The sequence below is a fragment of the Nocardioides agariphilus genome (assembly GCF_015352445.1).
GTDB classification, from domain to species: domain Bacteria; phylum Actinomycetota; class Actinomycetes; order Propionibacteriales; family Nocardioidaceae; genus Nocardioides; species Nocardioides agariphilus.
In genome coordinates, this window is sequence record NZ_JADKPO010000015.1 from 1 (window position 1) to 18,070 (window position 18,070).

The window sequence follows — 18,070 nt, forward strand, 5'->3', positions numbered from 1 at the left end:
CACCCGGACCCATCCCGAACCCGGAAGTTAAGCCTGCCAGCGCCGATGGTACTGCCCCCGAGAGGGCGTGGGAGAGTAGGACGCCGCCGAACATCCTTCCCGAAAGGGCCACCAGCAATGGTGGCCCTTTCGTGATTTCGGCCGGTTCTGGAGACCTGTTGCCTCGTGTGCCCACTCAGCGTCCACCATGAGGTTTCGCGACATGGTTGTGCACATCCTTGTTCTTCGGTTCTCGTCACGGGGTGTGCCTCGTCAGAGGCTTGACCTCGGAGGTGTTGGTGATGAAGAAGGACATGAAGTCCGAGTCAGAGTCAGTGGACGGCTCGGCACTCGCCCTCAATGTGGTCCGCATCGCGGGCAGGATCTCGGCCACTCCTGAGGAGCGGACTCTGCCCAGTGGCGACTCGGTGTGGACGTTTCGTCTTGTGGTCGCTCGCCCCGAGGGTCATGCCGGGCGGCAGCGTGTGGACACGCTGGAATGCGCCGTGTGGGGCGGTCGCGTGCGCAAGCAAGTGACCTCCTGGCAGGTCGGCGACATCGTCGAGGTGTCGGGCTCCTTGCGGCGCCGGTTCTTCGCGACAGGGACTGGGCGCGCCTCGCGCGTGGAGGTCGAGGTGGCGGCAGGCAAGATGCTCAAGCGGGCGACAGTTCGTCGGGCAGCGGACCGATGAGCGCACCGATGAGCGCACCGGGGTTCGGCTTCGGCTGGAAGGACGTCGCCTTCTCGGGCAGCAGGCGTCCGGATCGTGGCGAGGATGTCGTCGTGGAGCACCTCGACAGCTGCTCGGTCGTCGGGCAGGTCCATCGAGACGGCGGCAGTTGCGCATCCCGGCATCCCCAGCTCGACAGTGTGGAGCTGTCTGTCAGGCCGCCACCGCGCCGAGACGGTCGGCGACATCGCGATAGTCTCGCGCGAAGCCGGGCAGTGGCCGGATCGCCGATCCGGCCGGGGGTGAGTCTCTATCCCCTGAACGGCTGCAGCCTCAGCGGGCGGCTCACCGACGGTGGACCGACCACGAGGCTCGAGTCCATCGGAGCATCGTAGGGGGAGCGCACTCGTGGCCGACGGGAGCCGACTGGGGGCCTCGCCACAGCCACTGGTCGCTGTCTACGACCTGGCCATGCTCGACCTCGACGGCGTCGTCTACATCGGGGGGCAGGCCGTTCCAGGTGCTGCCGCATGGCTGGCCAAGTCTCGGGCGGCCGGCCAGCGCTTGGCCTTCGTCACCAACAACGCCTCCAGGCCCCCCGGCAAGATCGCGGAACACCTGCGTGAGCTCGGCGTCGAGGCGGCCGCTGAGGACGTGATCACCTCTGCCCAGGCGGCGGCGCGAGTGCTGCGCGGCCGATACCACGAGGGCGCCGCCGTGGCCCTGCTCGGTGGTGCGGGGCTGGATGAGGCCTTGCGAGCAGAGGGCCTGGTGCCCGTCCCCGTCTCCGAACCAGCGGTCGCCGTGGTGTCGGGCTACGGGCCGGATGTGCTGTGGCGAGACATCATGCGGGCGGCGGTGCTGATCCGTGACGGACTGCCGTGGGTGGCCAGCAACGGCGACCTGACCATTCCGACCTCCTTCGGCGCCGCACCGGGCCACGGGGTCCTGGTCGGCCTGCTGAGCGACTTCAGCGGAGTGCAGCCGGTGGTGGCGGGTAAGCCGCAGCGGCCCTTGCTCGACGAGACGATCCGTCGGATGGGCGGTCGCCGCCCGTTGATGGTCGGGGATCGCCTCGACACCGACATCGACGGAGCACTCAACTCCGGTTGCGACAGTCTGTTGGTGATGACGGGGGTGACCGACCTGGCGCAGCTGGTAGCGGTGCCCCGCGGGCACCGGCCGAGCTTCGTGGCGGCCGACCTGGGTGGTCTGTTGGAGGCACATTCAACGGTGCAGGTCAGCGCCGGCGAGATCGCCGTCGGCGGCTGGCGTGCTGCGGTGAGCTCGGGCCGCCTCGAAGTCGCCGGAGAGGGCGGCGAGGGTGACTGGTGGCGGGCCGTGGCGAGCGCTGGCTGGCTGGCACTCGACGAGTCAGGTGAGCCCCCGGACACGCGGTACCTCGAGCCGCCGCGCGCCCAGCCGCGGGGGCCCGGCCGGTAGGGTTCGGCCATGACCGAGGCGCCCGACGTGTACCCCGAGTTCCCGGCAGACGACGACCCGGGCGAGCCGATGGAGCAGGACGCCCAGGGCGTCGAGGGCCTCTCCGATCACCTGCAGTCCTCCGAGCCTGTGCGCACGGGCCACGCACGCGTGGACGCGGTTTTGGCCTCGCTCTCCGAGCTCGATGAGCGTCCGGTCGGTGAGCACGCAGCGATCTTCGAGCGAGCCCACGACGAGCTGCGCAACGCCCTGGATCCTGACCGAGAGACTGCCTGAGCCGAGCTCGACACCCAGGTCAGGAGCATCGACGGTGCCGCGCCGGCAGCGTCTCGACGCCGAGCTCGTCAGGCGCGGGTTGGCGAGGTCGCGTGACCACGCAGCGGAGCTGATCGGTGCCGGTCGGGTCAGCGTGGCCGGGGCGGTCGCGGGCAAGCCGGCGACGGCGGTGGGCACCGATGTGGCCATCGTCGTGCGGGAGGACCCCGATCGCCCCGACTACGTCTCTCGCGGGGGCCACAAGCTGGCAGGTGCGCTGGAGGCCTTCGAGCCGAAGGGTCTGGTGGTCGCCGGTCGGAGGTGTCTGGATGCAGGCGCGTCGACCGGTGGCTTCACCGACGTCTTGCTGCGCCACGGGGCCCGGGAGGTGGTGGCTGTCGACGTCGGCTACGGGCAGCTTGCCTGGCAGCTGCAAAGTGACGAGCGGGTCGTCGTGCGCGACCGCACCAACATCCGGGACCTGGACATCGACGTGGTCGGAGGTCTGGTGGACCTCGTGGTCGGTGACCTGTCGTTCATCAGCCTGCAGCTGGTGCTCGATGCATTAGTCGGGGTCACGGTCGATGACGGTGACCTGGTGGTGATGGTCAAGCCGCAGTTCGAGGTGGGCAAGGGACGGGTGGGCAAAGGTGGCGTCGTACGCGATCCCGGTCTCCGCGAGGAGGCGGTGCGTGCCGTCGCACAGGCAGCCGCCCAGCGGGGCTGGGGTGCCAGGTCCGTGACGGTCAGTCCGCTGCCGGGTCCGTCCGGAAACGTCGAGTTCTTCCTGTGGTTGCGCAAGGGCCCGAGCGCGGTGGGTGACCACGACATCCACCGGACGGTGTGGGACGCGTCGGGTCCGGGGGCAGCGGGTGAGAAGGTGGAGCCATGAGCGTGCAAGCCTCACCGGCATCCCCGCCAGTGAGACGCGTGCTGCTCCTGGCCCACACCGGCCGGGTCGAGGCGCGCGACGTGGCCAGAGCATTCGTGAAGGCTCTCGCCAGCCACGACATCCGGGTGCGAGCTCTGGCTGACGAGGCTGCCGACCTGGGTCTGGAGCCCGCCGACGTCGACATCGCCGTCGACGAGGTGTCAGCGGCGGTCGACTGCGAGCTGGCCATCGTGATCGGCGGCGACGGCACCGTCTTGCGCGCCGCGGAGATCACCCACGATCACGGCACGCCTCTGCTGGGCATCAACCTGGGGCATGTCGGGTTCCTCGCCGAGGCCGAGCCTGACGCCGTGGACGCGACCGTCGGCGCCATCGTGGACCGTCGCTACACCTCGGAGGAGCGGCTCACGGTCGACGTGGCGGTCTTTCGCGACGGTGAGCTGGTGAGCAGCACCTTCGCGCTCAACGAGGCCAGCGTCGAGAAGGCTGCGCGCCAGCGGATGCTGGAGGTGGTGGTCGAGGTCGACGGGCGACCGCTGTCTCGCTTCGGTTGCGACGGGGTCGTGTGCGCCACGCCGACGGGTTCGACGGCCTACAACTTCTCAGCGGGCGGTCCGGTGGTGTGGCCGAGCGTCGAGGCTCTGCTCATGGTCCCGATCAGCGCGCATGCGCTCTTCGCCAGGCCCTTGGTGGTGGCTCCGTCGTCCGTGCTGGCCGTTGAGGTGCTGGCTCGCACCGAGGGCGCTGGAGTGCTGTGGTGTGACGGCCGGCGGACCGTTGACCTGCCGCCCGGGGCACGCATCGAAGTACGCCGTGGGGCTCGGCCGGTGCGCTTCGTGCGGCTCCACGAAGCGCCGTTCACCGATCGTCTGGTTGCCAAGTTCGGGCTGCCCGTGCAGGGCTGGCGCGGCGCGGTCGACGTGCAGCGGAGAACACTTGATGCTTGAGGAGATCCGGATCGGCTCCCTGGGCGTGATCGAGTCCTCGACGCTCGAGCTCGGGCCTGGCCTGACCGTCATCACCGGTGAGACTGGTGCCGGCAAGACCATGCTCGTCACGGCCTTGGGCCTGTTGCTGGGCGGCCGCGCCGACACGGGCACCGTGCGCACCGGCGCGAAGACGGCCAGGGTGGAGGGGGTCGTCAGCGTCGCGACGCTGCCGACGGTGGCGGCTGCCGTCGAGGACGTTGGCGGCGCGGTCGAGGACGACCGGGTGGTGCTGGCCCGCAACGTCTCGGCCGAGGGTCGCTCGCGGGCATTCGCTGGGGGCGCATCGGTACCCGTGGCGGTGCTGGCTGAGCTGGCCGCGCCACTGGTCGCGTTGCACGGGCAGGCCGACCAGCACCGACTGCTGGCGCCCAGGACCCAGCGCGATGCCCTCGACCGCTTCGCCGGCGAGAGCGTCGCGCGACCGCTCGCGCGCTACGTCGAGCAACGTGTGCGCCTCTTGTCGGTCGAGGCCGAGCTCGCCGAGGTGTCCAGCGCTGCACGCGAACGAGCTCGCGAGGCCGACCTGCTGAGGTTCGGGCTCGACGAGATCGCCGCCGTGGAGCCGCGACCGGGCGAGGACGCCGAGCTCTCAGCGGAGGAGGCGCGGCTCGGGTTCGCCGACACGCTGCGGGCCGAGGCCGAGCGAGCGCGGGAGGCGCTCTCGAGCGAGCAGGGGGAGCCCGATGCGCTGGGCGCCAGTGCCGCCGCGCGCACGGCCTTGGAGTCCGTGCGCGAGCACGACGCGGAGGCCGGCGAGCTGGCCGATCGGCTCGCTGAGCTGACCTACCTGCTCTCCGACCTCGCGGCCGACGTCGCGTCCTACGCCTCCGGGCTCGAGACCGACCCCCAACGCCTCGCGGTGGTCTCCGAACGCCGGGCCGCCCTCACCGCCTTGACCCGCAAGTACGGCGACACGATCGACGAGGTGCTGGCCTGGGCCGAGCAGTCGGCGGTGCGCCTGAGCGACCTCGACGACACCGACGGGCGGATCGACCGGCTGCGCGAGGAGGCTGCCGCCGTTCGCATCGACCTGGCGAAGACCGCCGAGGCGCTGACGTCTGCCCGCACCAAGGCGGCCGGCAAGCTGGCCAAGCAGGTGTCCGAGGAGCTCGGGCTCCTGGCCATGCCAGATGCCCGGCTGACCATCGAGGTGCGAAGCCAGGAGGCCGAACCGCGATCGCCGGGGGCCTTGCTGGTCGGCGGTCGCTGGGTGCGGTTCGGGTCGGCAGGCGTCGACGAGGTCGAGCTCCAGCTCGCTGCCAATCCGGGAGCGCCCGCGCGGCCTCTGGCGAAGGGCGCATCAGGCGGCGAGCTGTCCCGGGTGATGCTGGCCATCGAGGTGGCACTCGCGGGCACCAGCCCCGTGCCCACGTTCGTCTTCGACGAGGTCGACGCAGGCGTCGGCGGGCGTGCCGCTGTCGAAGTGGGTCGGCGTCTGGCCGAGCTCGCCCGCACCGCTCAGGTGCTCGTCGTCACGCACCTGCCACAGGTCGCCGCCTACGCCGACCGTCATGTCGTGGTCGAGAAGTCCAGCGACGGCACGATCACCACCTCGGGACTCACGGTGCTCGACGCCGTGGCGCGTGAGCGCGAGCTGTCGCGGATGTTTGCCGGGATGGATGAGTCCGACACCGCACTGGCCCACGCACGCGAGCTGCTGGAGAGCGCAGCACCTGGTCGCGCTCTCTCCTGACCGCCTGACCGCGACTCGCCGCCCCGCTTGCCCGGTGCGGCGAGGTGTGCTTGACAGCATGGGCCGAGATGAAGACCTCCACCCGACCGTCTCGCCGCCGCCCCGCCGACGTACTTCCAGGCGTCCACGGGACCGCCCGTGTCGACCGCCGCGTCGCCTCACTGCTGCCCAGGCTCCGGCCGGGGGACATCGCCGTTCTCGACGCCCTCGACCTCGACCGGCAGACGGCCCAAGCGCTCATCGACGCCCGCGTATCCGCGGTGGTCGACGCGAGCGAGCTGATCTCCGGCCGCTACCCCAACCTGGGGCCCGACCTCCTCGCCGAAGCGGGCGTGCTGCTCGTCGACGGCATCGGAGCGGGAGGACTCGCGGCCGTCAAGGACGGCTCCCAGGTCCGTGTTCACGAGGGCCAGGTGTACGCCGGTGAACGTGCGGTGGCATCGGGTCGGCAGCTGACCCACGACGCGATCGCCACGGAGATGACCGCGGCCCGGCAGGGGATGGTCAGCCAGCTCCAGTCCTTCACGCACAACGCCAGCGAGTTCTTGCGACGCGAGCAGGACCTGCTGCTGCACGGACTCGGCCTGCCGTCGGTCAGTACGTCGATGACCGGACGCCCCGTCGTGGTCGTCAGCGACGCCCGCGTGATGGCCGCGCAACACAAGCGACTCCGACCGTTCCTACGCGAGCAGGACCCGGTCATCGTCGCGGTGGACGAGGGGGCCGACGCCCTGGTGAAGGCCGGAGTGCGGCCGCACGTCGTCATGGTCACCGCACTGGCCGAGCCCCCGAGCGCCAAGGCGCTGCGGGGGGCCCGGGATGTCGTCGTGGTGGTCGAGCCGGGTGCGGCCACCGGGGTCGTCGAGCGGCTGGAACGACTGGGCGTGCGGTGCGTGGTCTTCGAGACCACGGCGACGGCGGAGGATGCCGCCCTGCTGCTCGCCGACGCGCAGGACCCGCGAGTCATCATCACCGTCGGGGCGCGGGCCTCGCTCGAGGAGTTCCTCGACCGGGGCCGCTCGGGGCTGGCCAGCACGTACCTGACGAGGTTGAAGGTCGCGAGGATCGTCGACTCGAGCGCCGTGCCGATGCTCTATTCCGGCAAGGTGCGTCCCCGGCACCTCCTCCTCGCGCTGCTGGTGTGCCTGGCCGTGGTCGCTGCCGCCGTCGCGACGACACCTGTCGGTCAGGAGTGGGCGCAGGACGCCTGGACGTGGCTCAGCGATGCCCTGGCCGACCTGTGGAGCCAGGTCTCGTGATTCGTCGCCTGACCGTCTGGCTGGTCGTCATCGTCACCGCGCTTGCCGCCGGCATCGCCTTGGGCGGCGGGCCGCTCAGCGACATCGGCGACGCGCCCAGCCAGGCCGCAACGCCTCCCGCGAAGCACACGGACCCCCTTGCCGACGCACGCGCCGAGTTCGCCGACGCGTTCCCGGGAAGCGTCGGCACCGAGCTGTACGCCGGCCGGCTGGCCGGGCAGGCGGTGGCCGTGCTGACGCTGCCGGGCGCTGACCAGGAGCTCGTCGACCAGTTGAGCAACGAGGTCGCGGCAGCCGGGGGAGAGGTGAGCGGAGCCTACGCGCTCAAGCGCGCGCTCCTCGACGTCGGCGAGAAGACCCTGGTCGACACCCTGGGTGAGCAGATCGTCGAGCAGCTCGGCGGCGACATGGTCAGCGCCGACGCCACCACCTACGACCGGATCGGGCAGCTCATCGGCCGCGCCGTCGCGGCCAGGAGCGAGAAGTCCGCGTTGGCCGCAGGCAAGGTCGCCTCGCTGCGGGCCAGCCTCAAGGGTGCCCGGCTGCTCGGAGTCCCCGACGACGAGCCGCAGCTCGCCTCTCTCGTGCTGGTGGTGACCGGCCACGCGGTCGAGCCGCTGATCCTGCAAGGTCTGGTCTCGGGTCTCGCAGCTGCCCCGCTGGGGGTGGTGGTGGCTGGACCGACCCTGGATCCTGGCCTGGCCTCGCTTCGTGCCGAACCCCCGTCGCGACCGGTGACGACGGTCGACGGGACCGACGTACCTGCCGGCCGGGTGGCCACGACGATGGCTCTGGTGGCTGCCGTGACGGCACCCGGCGGCTCCTTCGGAGCGTCGGGCTCGGACGGTCCCGTACCCCTCGGGTAGGATGGAACTCCGTGAAGCAAGCGCCCACCAAGCACGTGTTCGTGACCGGGGGCGTCGCCTCCTCTCTCGGCAAGGGACTCACGGCCTCCTCTCTCGGGCGCCTACTCCGCTCGCGTGGTCTCCGGGTGACCATGCAGAAGCTCGACCCCTACCTCAACGTCGACCCCGGAACGATGAACCCGTTCCAGCACGGCGAGGTCTTCGTGACCAACGACGGGGCCGAGACCGACCTCGACATCGGGCACTACGAGAGGTTCCTTGACACCGACCTCAGCCAGATCGCCAACGTCACGACCGGGCAGGTCTACTCGAGCGTGATCGCCAAGGAGCGCCGCGGCGACTACCTCGGTGACACCGTGCAGGTGATTCCACACATCACCAACGAGATCAAGGACCGCATCCGGGCCATGGGCGCCCCGGACGTCGACGTGGTGATCACCGAGATCGGTGGCACGGTCGGCGACATCGAGTCGCTGCCCTTCCTCGAGGCCGCCCGCCAGGTGCGTCACGACATCGGCCGCGACAACTGCTTCTTCCTCCACGTCTCGCTGGTGCCCTACATCGGGCCGTCCGGCGAGCTGAAGACCAAGCCCACGCAGCACTCCGTCGCCGCGCTGCGCAGCATCGGCATCCAGCCCGACGCGATCGTGTGCCGCTCTGACCGCGAGATCCCCGACGTCATCAAGCGCAAGATCTCCTTGATGTGCGATGTCGACGAGGAGGCCGTGGTCACGGCCGCGGACGCGGCATCCATCTACGACATCCCCAAGGTGCTGCACCGCGAGGGCCTCGACGCCTACCTCGTGCGCCGTCTCGACCTGCCGTTCCGCGATGTCGACTGGACGACGTGGGACGACCTGCTGCGCAAGGTCCACCATCCCAAGGAGGAGGTGACCATCGCCCTGGTCGGCAAGTACATCGACCTGCACGACGCCTACCTGTCGGTCGGCGAGGCGCTGCGTGCCGGCGGCTTCGCCCACGACACCAAGGTCGACATCCGCTGGGTGCCCTCCGACGAGTGCTCCGAGCCCTCCGGTGCCCACAAGATGCTGCACGACGTCGATGGCATCTGCGTGCCGGGAGGCTTCGGCGTACGCGGCCTCGACGGCAAGATCGGCGCCCTCACCTATGCCCGCACCCAGGGGATCCCGACGTTGGGCCTGTGCCTGGGTCTGCAGTGCATGGTGATCGAGTACGCCCGCAACGAGGCTGGTCTCGAGAAGGCCGCTTCCACCGAGTTCGACCCCGACTGCCCCGAGCCGGTCATCGCGACGATGGAGGAGCAGAAGGCCTACGTCGAGGGAGCCGGTGATCTCGGCGGCACCATGCGCCTGGGTCTCTACCCGGCCGAGCTGCAGGCGGGCTCGATCGTCCGCGAGCTCTACGGCTCGGGCCGTGTCGACGAGCGGCACCGGCACCGCTACGAGGTCAACAACCACTACCGCGAGCAGCTCGAAGCCGCGGGGATCGTCTTCTCGGGGCGCAACCCCGACCTCGACCTGGTGGAGTTCGTCGAGCTGCCTCGCGACGTGCACCCGTTCTACGTCGGCACCCAGGCCCACCCCGAGCTGCGCTCGCGCCCCACGCGCCCGCACCCGCTGTTCGCCGGTCTGGTCGGTGCCGCTCTGGAGCGACAGAAGGCTGAGCGCTTCCCGATCGACGAGACCGGGCTGCGCCGCGAACCCGTCGATGACTGATCCGCGAGCCGTCGAGCAGCACGTCCTCGACACCTGGGACTTCGCCGACCCGGCGGCCACCGCAGAGCGATTCCGGGCCGAGGCCGACGAGGCGACCGATGCCGCGGTGTCGGCCGTGCTGCGCACGCAGCAGGCCAGGGCCACCGGGCTTGCGGGCGACTTCGACGCCGCGGCCCGCTTGCTCGACGAGGTCGAGTCCTCGGGGATCGACGACTCCGCCGTGCATGCACGCGCCCGGATCGCGATCGAGCGTGGTCGCGTGCTCAACTCCACGGGCCATGCTGCCGGCGCCGCGTCGTACTTCGCCGAGGCCCATCGCCTCGCGACGGAAGCCGGGACTGGAGGCCTCGCGCTGGACGCCCTCCACATGCAGGCGATCGCGGCCGGCGCCACCGACGGCCCCGCTGCCGCCCGGGTCATCGACGAGCAGGCGCTGGCCGAGATCGAGGCCTCTGACGACCCGCAGGTGCGCCGGTGGCTGGGCTCGATCCTCAACAACCTCGGCTGGGACCTCCACGACTCGGGTCGACCTGAGGAGGCGCTCGCCGTCTTCGAGCGCGCCGTCGAGGTGCGCGCGGCCGCCGATGACCACTCCGCCTGGGTGGTGGCGCGCTGGTGCGTGGGGCGCACCCTGCGCACGCTCGGCCGCTACGACGAGGCGCTGCCGCTGATGCGCGAGCTCGCAGCCGATCCGGTCGGGGCTGAGGACGAGTACGTCGCGCAGGAGATCGCCGCCAACGAGGATGCGCTGGCCTCAGGCAGCGTGTTGTAGCGCCTCGAGTACGGCGGTCAGCGACGGGGAGGCAGCCATGCTCCGCCTGAACACCGCCAGCACCTCGCGCGTCGGCTCGGGGTCGTGCACCGCGAGGGCGACCAGGTCCTCGCCCAGAGGTGGGCGACCGAGGCGAGGAACCAGGGCCAGGCCGAGGCCGGCCCGCACCAGGGCCAGGTGCGAGTCGAACTCCATCGAGGTGTGGACGACCCGCGGAAGCCGTCCCGTGCCGGCGTACATCCGGTGCAGCCATTGGCGACAGATCGTGAACTCGGGAGTGGCGACCCACTCCTCCTCGACCAGGTCGTGAGGCGTCACCCGGCACCGCCCGGCCAGCCGGTGGGTGGCCGGCATCACGACGTCCGCGACGTCTTGGGTCACGGACACGGCCTGCAGGTGCTCGGGGATGCCGATGGTGAGGTCTCCCCAGCGGTGCACGACGCTCAGGTCGGTGCGGTCGGTCGCCACCATCTCGATGGCATCCCAGGGCTCGTGCTCGGTCAGGGCCAGACTCAGGTCAGGGTGGACGGACCGAAGGTCCCGCACGGCCGGTGCGACCAGCCCCCGCACCGCGGTCGAGAAGGCAGTCAGTCGCAGCCGGCCACCCACCGTGCCTGCTCTGCTGTGGAGGCCCGCCTCGACCTCCTCGACGTCGGTGAGGAGCCGGCTGCCTGCGTCGACGAGGTGACGGCCCTGCGCGGTCAAGATGACGCCGCGGCCGACCCGTTCGAGCAGGAGCACGCCCGTCTGGCGCTCGAGTCGCTTGACCTGCTGGGAGACCGCGCTCGGGGTGAAGCCGAGCGCCTCCGCGGCGGCGACCACCGAGCCGTAGGTGGCGACAGCCCGGAGAGAGGTGAGTGCGGCGAGGTCGATCATGAAGCAACCGTACCGAGATCGATGCAGAAGTCATCGCTGGTGCTACATGGTCGCATCGACGAGCCTGGACCACGTGACCCGTCGCGACAGCCTCCTCGCCGCGTTGGTGGCGACCATCTGGGGCTTCAACTTCGTCGTCATCGGCTGGGGCATGCACGACGTACCGCCCCTGCTGTTCGCGGCGATCCGGTTCACGGTGGTCGTGTTCCCCGCTGTGCTCGTGGTCCGCAGACCCGACGCCCCGTGGCGTGTCGTGCTCGCCGTCGGTGGCTTCATGTCGCTCGGGCAGTTCGGCCTGCTCTACGTCTCGATGGCCGCGGGGATGCCGCCGGGCCTGGCGGCCCTGGTCCTGCAGGCCCAGGTGATCCTGACCGTGGTCCTCGCCGCCGGCCTGCTCCGCGAGGTGCCCACCCCGGGCCAGGTGGTGGGAGTGGCGGTCGGTGCCGCCGGACTGGCGGTGGTCGCGGTCGGGCGAGGTGGGCACGTACCGCTCGTGGCCTTGGTGCTGTGCCTGCTCGCGGCGCTGTCGTGGGCTGTCGGCAACGTCGTGGCCCGGGCCTCGGGCGTGCGTGCCGGGCTGAGCATGACCGTGTGGTCTGCCATCGTCGTGCCCGTCCCGCTGGTGGCTCTCTCCCTGCTGGTGGACGGGCCGAGCGCCGTGGGCGACGCGCTGGCCGCCTTCTCGTGGCAGGCGGCGGTGTCCACTGCCTACACGGCGGGACTCGCCTCGCTCGTGGGCTACAGCGTGTTCAACTCGCTGCTGGGCCGCAACCAGGCGTCATCCGTGGTGCCCTGGGTGCTCCTTGCACCGGTGGTGGCTATGGCTTCGGCGTGGCTGCTTCTCGACCAGCAGCCCAACCTCGCCGAGGCATCGGGCGGGCTGCTCCTGCTGGTGGGCGTGCTCGTCGCCCTGCGGCCCCCGCGCCGCAGAGACGACGACGCTCAGGCGAGCTCGCCGCGCGCCCTGAGCTCCCGCACCAGCGTGTCGACACCGCCGAGCAGGGCGGCCCTGATGGTGGGGTCGGTGCCCTCGGCGCGGGCCATGGCCAACGCCTTGTCGAGGAACTCCTGGGTGCCGACCTCGGGGAACATGCCGAGCACCAGTCCGAACACCCGCAGCATCCCGCCACCGGCCAGGGCCGGGATCTCCTCGAGGTAGCGGTCGGTGAAGGGCAACAGCACCTCGCGCTGCTCGGGTCGCCAGAAGGCGCCGATCATCTGCCCCGTCGAGGGCCCGCCGGGCACCGACCTGTCGACGTACAGAGCGTGCCAGGCCTCCTCCTTGGCCTCCGGCAGGTTTCGGGAGGCGCGCACGATGAGGGCGTTGACCTCGGCGTCGGGGTCGGGGTCGCGCTCCAGCAGGCGCTCGACGGCCTCGGCGTCGTAGCGGCCACGCGCCGCCCGGGTGGCCTCGACGCGCCACGCCAGCGCGAAGTCGTCCACCGATGCCTCGTCGAGCTGGGCGAAGTGGTCGTCGGTGACGGCATTGGCGGCCAGCGACTGCAACGCTCCGGTGCGCAGGTCGGAGTTGGCGGCCAGGAGTGCTGCTCGGTCGGCGACGCGCGTGCGGCGCTCGAGGATCTTGTCGACGGGGGAGTAGAGCCCGGCGACCAGACCGGCAAGCTTCAAGAACGGCTCCGTCACGCCGACGACGGTCTCCTCCTCGAGCACGCCGAGGATGCAGGTCAAGGTGTCCTCGGCACTGAGCTCGCCCTTGACGAGCATGTCGTAGGCGGTGGCCACGGCCAGCGCGCGCGAGAGTGGGGAGGGCAACCGGCCGGCGTGGCTGAGCACGAAGGCGAGCGAGTCGGGGTCGGGACGAGCGGCCGCAAAGGTCAGGTCGTGGTCGTTGACCAGGCGCAGGTCGCAGGCCGGCAGCTCGAGGTCGGTCAGCTCGGCTGTGGTCGTCACCGATACGTCGGCGACATGGCGAAGCGCCTGGCCGTCGACGGCGTAGCAACCGATGTCGAGGCGGTGCGGTCTGGCCGGCTCCCCGTGGGGGCCAGTGGCGCGCAGCTGCCAATGACCGGGAGCGCCCTCGAGGGTGAGCGTGTCCGTGCCAGCGCGGTCCAGCCAGTCCTTCTGCCAGCCGGTGAGGTCCTCCCCGCACGCGGCCCCGATCGCACCGGTGAGGTCCTCGAGGCGGGTGTTGCCCCACGCGTGGTCGCGGAAGTAGGCGCGCAGCCCCTCGAGGAACGCCTCGTCGCCGGCGTACGCGCTGAGCTGACGCAGCACCGCCTGCCCCTTGTTGTAGGAGATCGCGTCGAAGTTCGCCATCGCCTGCGAGACGTCGGGTACGTCGCCACGGATCGGGTGGCTGGCCGGGCCGAGGTCGACGCGGTAGCCCTCCTGCTTGTCGGCGACGAGGTAGCCGGCCCAGCTGTCGGTGTAGCTGGTCGCGCCCACCGCGGCCCACGTGGCGGCCCAGGAGGCGAAGGCCTCGTTGAGCCACAGGTCGTCCCACCACTTCATCGTCACCAGGTCGCCGAACCACATGTGCGCCATCTCGTGGAGGAGGATCAGCGCGATCCTGCGGCGTTGGTCGTAGGTCGGGGTGCCCCGCAGCAGCACGCCGTCTCCCCAGGTGACGCAGCCCCAGTTCTCCATCGCTCCGCCCAGATCGGGCACGAACACCTGGTCGTACTTCTCCTGGCCGAACGGCACCCCGAACTTCTCGCCGAACCACGCCAGCCCCTGCTGGGTCAGCTGGAACAGCTCCGGTGCGTCGCGGTCGAGCTGCGCCCTGAGCGACTGACGGCAGAAAAGCCCGAGGTCGTACCCGTCGCGCTCCGCGCGCACCTCGTAGAACGGTCCGGCGTTGACGACGGTGACGTACGTCGAGAGGCGGGGGGTGTCCTCGAAGGTCCAGAGGCGACCCCCATCGGGCAGCTCGTCGACCGAGGAGTGCCGGGAGTTGCTGAGCACGGTCCAGGTCTCGGGGGCGCTGACGGTGAAGCCGTGCACGGCCTTGAGGTCCGGCTGGTCGAAGTTGGCGAACACGCGACGAGCCATGTCGGGCTCGAAGCTGGTCCAGAGGTAGACGTTCTTGTCGCTGGGGTCGACGGTTCGCTTGATGCCGTGGGCCGTGGCGGTGTCGGTCTGGGACGAGGCCACGACGAGAACGTTGTCGGCCTGCAGGTCCGGCAGGGGCAGGCGCCCGCGCGAGGCAGTGGCGGGGTCGATGCTCACCCCGTTGAGTGTCGCGTGGCGGATCTCGCCGGTGCAGTCGACGAAGGTGTCGGCGCCAGGGTTGCGACAGCTGAAGACGACCGTGGACGTGGCCTCCAGGAGCTCGCCGTCGAGCAGTCCTCGCAGGTCCATGGCCACGTCGTAGCGGTGGACCTCCAGCAGCGATGCTCGCTCTTCGGCCTCCTCCCGCGTCAAGCTGGCCAGGTCCTCGAGGCTGCTTGCGGAGTCGCTCACGCAGGTCACGGTAGCGTCCCCGGCATGAGCGACCTGCCCCCTGACGCCTCGGGTTCGTGGCCGGTGGAGGGCACCGCGGATCTCTATCGCGGCGACTGGATCGTGGCGCTGCGCAAGGACGCGATCCGCCAGCCGGGCTCGTCCGGCGGACCCACCTTCGACCGCTGGGTCTTCGAGCATCCGGGAGCCGTCATCGTGCTGGCGGTCGACGACCAGGAGCGGGTGGCGTGCGTGCGTCAGTACCGTCACCCCGCCGGCGGTACCTACCTCGAGCTGCCGGCAGGGCTGCGCGACACCGACGGCGAGGAGCCGGTGGAGACCGCGAAGCGCGAGCTCCTGGAGGAGGCCGAGCTCGTGGCCACCGACTGGCGTCAGCTGTTCGCGTTGTGGCCCTCGGCCGGGATCACCTCGGAGCGCCACGTGTTCTTCCTGGCCCGTGGGCTCGGTGCGGGTGACCGAGGCGACTTCGAGCCGGAGCACGAGGAGGCCGCGATGCAGATGCTCTGGGTTCCCGTGGACGAGCTGGTCGAGGCGGTGCTCGACGGCCGGGTCACCGAGGAGCCGATCGCGGTAGCCGTGCTGGCCTATGACGCGTTGCGCAGACGGAACCGACTGTGAAGGCATCGGTGCCCGACCTCCTGAGGGAGCATCCGGTCGTCGATGGGCACAACGACCTGCTCTGGGCGCTGCGGCACCGGCACAACTACGACTTCGATGCGGTCGACATCGGCGAACGACAAGACGGGCTGGTCCACACCGACCTGCCGCGCCTGCGCGAGGGTGGCGTCGGGGCGCAGTTCTGGTCGGTCTACGTGCCGTCGACCATGCAGACCGATGCGGTTCGCGCGACGCTCGAACAGGTGGACGCGGCGTACCGGATGATCGAGCGGTACGCCGACCGGATGGCGTTGGCCACCACGGCCGACGGGGTCGAGGCCGTGTGGGCCTCCGGGCGGGTGGCGTCGCTGCTCGGCGCCGAGGGCGGGCACCAGATCGACGGGTCGCTCGCGGTGCTGCGGATGTACTACAGGCTCGGGGTCCGCTACCTGACCCTGACCCACAACCACAACGTGGCGTGGGCCGACTCGGCTACCGACGAGAGGGTGTTGGGCGGGCTGAGCGACGTGGGTCGCGGCGTGGTCGCGGAGATGAACCGGCTGGGCATGATGGTCGACCTGTCGCACGTCAGTGCGGACACCATGCGCGACGCCGTCGATGTCTCGGTGGCGCCGGTGATCTTCTCCCACTCCTCGGCCTTCGCCCTGACCGACCACCCGCGCAACGTTCCCGACGATGTGCTGCTGGGCATGGCGGCCCGCGGCGGGCTCTGCATGGTGTCGTTCGTGCCCAGGTTCGTCTCCCAGGCCAACCGCGACTGGGCCCTCGCGGCCGAGGACGCCGCCCGCGCCGTCGGGATCGAGCCTACGGAGCTGGCGCGGTTCGAGCCGTTCCTGGAGGACCTGGAGGCGGTCGACCCGCCGCCGGTGGCGACGCTCGCCGACGTCGTTGCCCATGTCGAGCACGTCCGCGACGTGGCCGGGGTCGATCATGTCGGCCTCGGTGGCGACTACGACGGTGTGGCCACGTTGCCCGAGGGACTCGAGGACGTCAGTCGCTACCCGAACCTGCTCGAGGCCCTGGCCGACCGGGACTGGTCGGCAGAGGATCTCAGCAAGCTGACGTGTCGCAATGCGCTCCGAGTGCTGCGCGACGTCGAGGACGCCGCGGCGCGCTAGTCGGTGTCGCCGGCGCTGTCCACGAGCCGGTGGTCGAGGATGGCCACCGCGTACCAGACGTGCCCCTGCTTCACGACGACGTCGCCGAGGTCGATGTCGGAGCCGGCCGTGCCGCGCGTGCCGAGCACGGCGTACGTCGTCGGGTCGAGCAGCAGCTCCCAGCGGTCACCCGCGCGTCCCAGGCTGGTCTGCCCGGCGTAGGTGATGGACAGGGCGGGTCGTCCCACCAGGTCGCGGGCCGGGTCCTCGTCGACGCCGACCCCCGGAATCGTGGCCAGGGCGCGGTAGAGCGAGGCCTGCGCGTCCGGCGGGATGTAGGTCTCGGCGGAGAGCGCCTCCACCACCTCGTCGAAGTCCCGGCCGGCCGCTGACTCTGCCCTGGAGGTGTAGAGCGGGTCGCTGCGCAGGTAGGCGAGAACGTCGGCGGGCCGCGCAGGCAGGTGGGCCAGGGCTTGGTACCACTCCTGGGGTGTGCCCAGAGGCCAGCTCTCGAGGTCCTGCACCAGCACGCTCCCATCGGGCATGCGGCTGCCGCTCCGCGCTCCGTCGAACCGCGACCACGACTCGCCCGGGTGCGTGCCGGGCTTGCCCGTGGCAGCGTCGAGGAGCAGGGCGCGCACGTAGATCCACTGGTTGGTGCGGGGGGTGAGGTCGGGTTGTGCCGAGACGACCGCGGCGGCTCGGCCGAGCACTGCTGCCGCGGACGGGGCGGACGGCTCCAGGACGACGGCGCCCAGTCCGCCCCCGGTGACGAGGAGGGCGGAGGCCACGGCGACCCTCATCGCGGGCCGACGTCGAGCCGTACGTCGAGCCGAGGGGCCGAGGGAACGCTCGCGCACCTCCTGTGGGACGGCAGTGGGCGCGGTGTCGCGGAACTCGCGCAGCAGGGTCAGCTCGTCCATGTCGGTACCTCTCGCAGCATCGGCTCGGTCAGGGGGTCGTGGGTCAGGGAGCGGCGGACCGCCTGTCGAGCCCGGTGGAGCCGGGACCGGACGGTCCCGACGGGGATGCCGAGAGCCTCGGCTACCTCGGCATAGGTCAGGTCGGCCCAGGCGACCAGGAGCAGCACGTGCCGATCACCGCTGGCGAGCTCGGCGAGTGCCGAGGCCAAGGCCGGGCGGGCCGACCCCGCCATCACGCGCTCCTCGACGCCCTCGGACATCCACGACCGCTCGACCGGGTCGATGCCCAGGCGCGCCACCGCACGCAGACCGCGGATCTCGGTGCGCCGGTGCTTGCCGATCAGGTTGGCAGCGATGCCGAACAGCCAGGGCCGGGCGCTGCGGCCGGGCTCGAAGCGGGCCCGCTGCCGCAGTGCGGCCGCGAAGGTCTCGGCGGTGACGTCGTCGGCGAGGTCTCGGCCGAGCCGGCGCATCACGAAGCGGTGCACGTCGCCGGCGTACCTGTCCCAGATCAGGCCGAAGCACTCGGGCTCGCGGACCGACCTCGCGATGACGTCCGCATCACTGCCCGCGTGGGCGCTCTCGTCGTGGCTCACAACCTGTTCTTACCCGCAGCG

The 18,070-nt window shown here is 70.9% G+C and carries 16 protein-coding genes, 1 rRNA gene and 1 pseudogene; 14 read left to right on the top strand and 4 right to left on the bottom strand.

Features of this window, described 5'->3' with window-relative positions; translation table 11 throughout:
- The 11 genes from rrf to ISU10_RS12350 form a co-directional block, all read left to right on the top strand.
- Positions 1-92, top strand: a 5S ribosomal RNA gene (gene rrf / locus ISU10_RS12300); the annotation flags it as partial.
- 201 nt (positions 93-293) lie between these two features.
- Positions 294-671, top strand: coding sequence for a single-stranded DNA-binding protein (locus tag ISU10_RS12305; protein WP_194696702.1), 378 nt, complete (start codon positions 294-296; stop codon positions 669-671).
- Positions 672-1,058: 387 nt separating this feature from the next.
- On the top strand, positions 1,059-2,093 hold the full coding sequence (locus ISU10_RS12310) for an HAD-IIA family hydrolase (RefSeq protein WP_370865267.1): 1,035 nt from the start codon (positions 1,059-1,061) through the stop codon (positions 2,091-2,093).
- A 9-nt stretch (positions 2,094-2,102) separates the two neighbouring features.
- Positions 2,103-2,369 carry a hypothetical protein gene (locus ISU10_RS12315; protein WP_194696703.1) on the top strand — a complete coding sequence of 89 codons (267 nt, stop codon included), beginning with the start codon at positions 2,103-2,105 and terminating at the stop codon, positions 2,367-2,369.
- A gap of 34 nt (positions 2,370-2,403) precedes the next feature.
- Positions 2,404-3,240, top strand: a complete 837-nt coding sequence (locus tag ISU10_RS12320; RefSeq protein WP_370865269.1) for a TlyA family RNA methyltransferase — start codon at positions 2,404-2,406, stop codon at positions 3,238-3,240.
- Positions 3,237-4,187, top strand: coding sequence for an NAD kinase (locus tag ISU10_RS12325; RefSeq protein ID WP_194696705.1), 951 nt, complete (start codon positions 3,237-3,239; stop codon positions 4,185-4,187). The genes ISU10_RS12320 and ISU10_RS12325 overlap by 4 nt, the downstream gene beginning before the upstream one ends.
- Entirely contained in the window at positions 4,180-5,922 is a 1,743-nt protein-coding gene (gene recN / locus ISU10_RS12330; RefSeq protein WP_194696706.1) for a DNA repair protein RecN, read from the top strand. Before ISU10_RS12325 ends, recN begins: the two co-directional genes overlap by 8 nt.
- Before the next feature lie 68 nt (positions 5,923-5,990).
- Positions 5,991-7,181, top strand: a complete 1,191-nt coding sequence (gene steA / locus ISU10_RS12335; protein ID WP_194696707.1) for a putative cytokinetic ring protein SteA — start codon at positions 5,991-5,993, stop codon at positions 7,179-7,181.
- The gene (locus ISU10_RS12340; RefSeq protein WP_194696708.1) at positions 7,178-8,047 is read left to right on the top strand and encodes a copper transporter; all 870 of its coding nucleotides are present in this window, start codon (positions 7,178-7,180) and stop codon (positions 8,045-8,047) included. The genes steA and ISU10_RS12340 overlap by 4 nt, the downstream gene beginning before the upstream one ends.
- A gap of 11 nt (positions 8,048-8,058) precedes the next feature.
- The gene (pyrG, locus tag ISU10_RS12345; RefSeq protein ID WP_194696709.1) at positions 8,059-9,744 is read left to right on the top strand and encodes a CTP synthase; all 1,686 of its coding nucleotides are present in this window, start codon (positions 8,059-8,061) and stop codon (positions 9,742-9,744) included.
- Positions 9,737-10,516: a tetratricopeptide repeat protein gene (locus tag ISU10_RS12350; protein ID WP_194696710.1), complete on the top strand. Its 780-nt coding sequence runs from the start codon at positions 9,737-9,739 to the stop codon at positions 10,514-10,516. Before pyrG ends, ISU10_RS12350 begins: the two co-directional genes overlap by 8 nt.
- On the opposite strand, the gene ISU10_RS12355 is transcribed toward ISU10_RS12350, so the two are convergent.
- Complete coding sequence (locus ISU10_RS12355) at positions 10,499-11,392, bottom strand: LysR family transcriptional regulator (protein WP_194696711.1); 894 nt, start codon at positions 11,390-11,392, stop codon at positions 10,499-10,501. The genes ISU10_RS12350 and ISU10_RS12355 overlap by 18 nt on opposite strands.
- A gap of 46 nt (positions 11,393-11,438) precedes the next feature.
- Here ISU10_RS12355 and ISU10_RS12360 point away from each other — a divergent pair.
- A pseudogene (locus ISU10_RS12360) lies at positions 11,439-12,293 on the top strand (EamA family transporter); the annotation flags it as partial.
- 41 nt (positions 12,294-12,334) lie between these two features.
- On the opposite strand, the gene pepN reads toward ISU10_RS12360, so the two are convergent.
- Positions 12,335-14,815, bottom strand: a complete 2,481-nt coding sequence (gene pepN, locus ISU10_RS12365; protein WP_194696712.1) for an aminopeptidase N — start codon at positions 14,813-14,815, stop codon at positions 12,335-12,337.
- Positions 14,816-14,839: 24 nt separating this feature from the next.
- Between pepN and ISU10_RS12370 the strand changes: the two genes are divergently transcribed.
- Complete coding sequence (locus ISU10_RS12370; protein WP_194696713.1) at positions 14,840-15,433, top strand: NUDIX domain-containing protein; 594 nt, start codon at positions 14,840-14,842, stop codon at positions 15,431-15,433.
- Positions 15,434-15,441: 8 nt separating this feature from the next.
- Positions 15,442-16,551 carry a dipeptidase gene (locus ISU10_RS12375; RefSeq protein WP_370865272.1) on the top strand — a complete coding sequence of 370 codons (1,110 nt, stop codon included), beginning with the start codon at positions 15,442-15,444 and terminating at the stop codon, positions 16,549-16,551.
- Here the strand turns inward: ISU10_RS12375 and ISU10_RS12380 are convergent.
- Complete coding sequence (locus ISU10_RS12380) at positions 16,548-17,453, bottom strand: CU044_5270 family protein (RefSeq protein WP_194696715.1); 906 nt, start codon at positions 17,451-17,453, stop codon at positions 16,548-16,550. The two genes, ISU10_RS12375 and ISU10_RS12380, sit on opposite strands and share 4 nt — an antisense overlap.
- Positions 17,441-18,049, bottom strand: coding sequence for an RNA polymerase sigma factor (locus tag ISU10_RS12385; protein WP_194696716.1), 609 nt, complete (start codon positions 18,047-18,049; stop codon positions 17,441-17,443). The genes ISU10_RS12380 and ISU10_RS12385 overlap by 13 nt, the downstream gene beginning before the upstream one ends.
- Positions 18,050-18,070 lie beyond the last annotated feature (21 nt).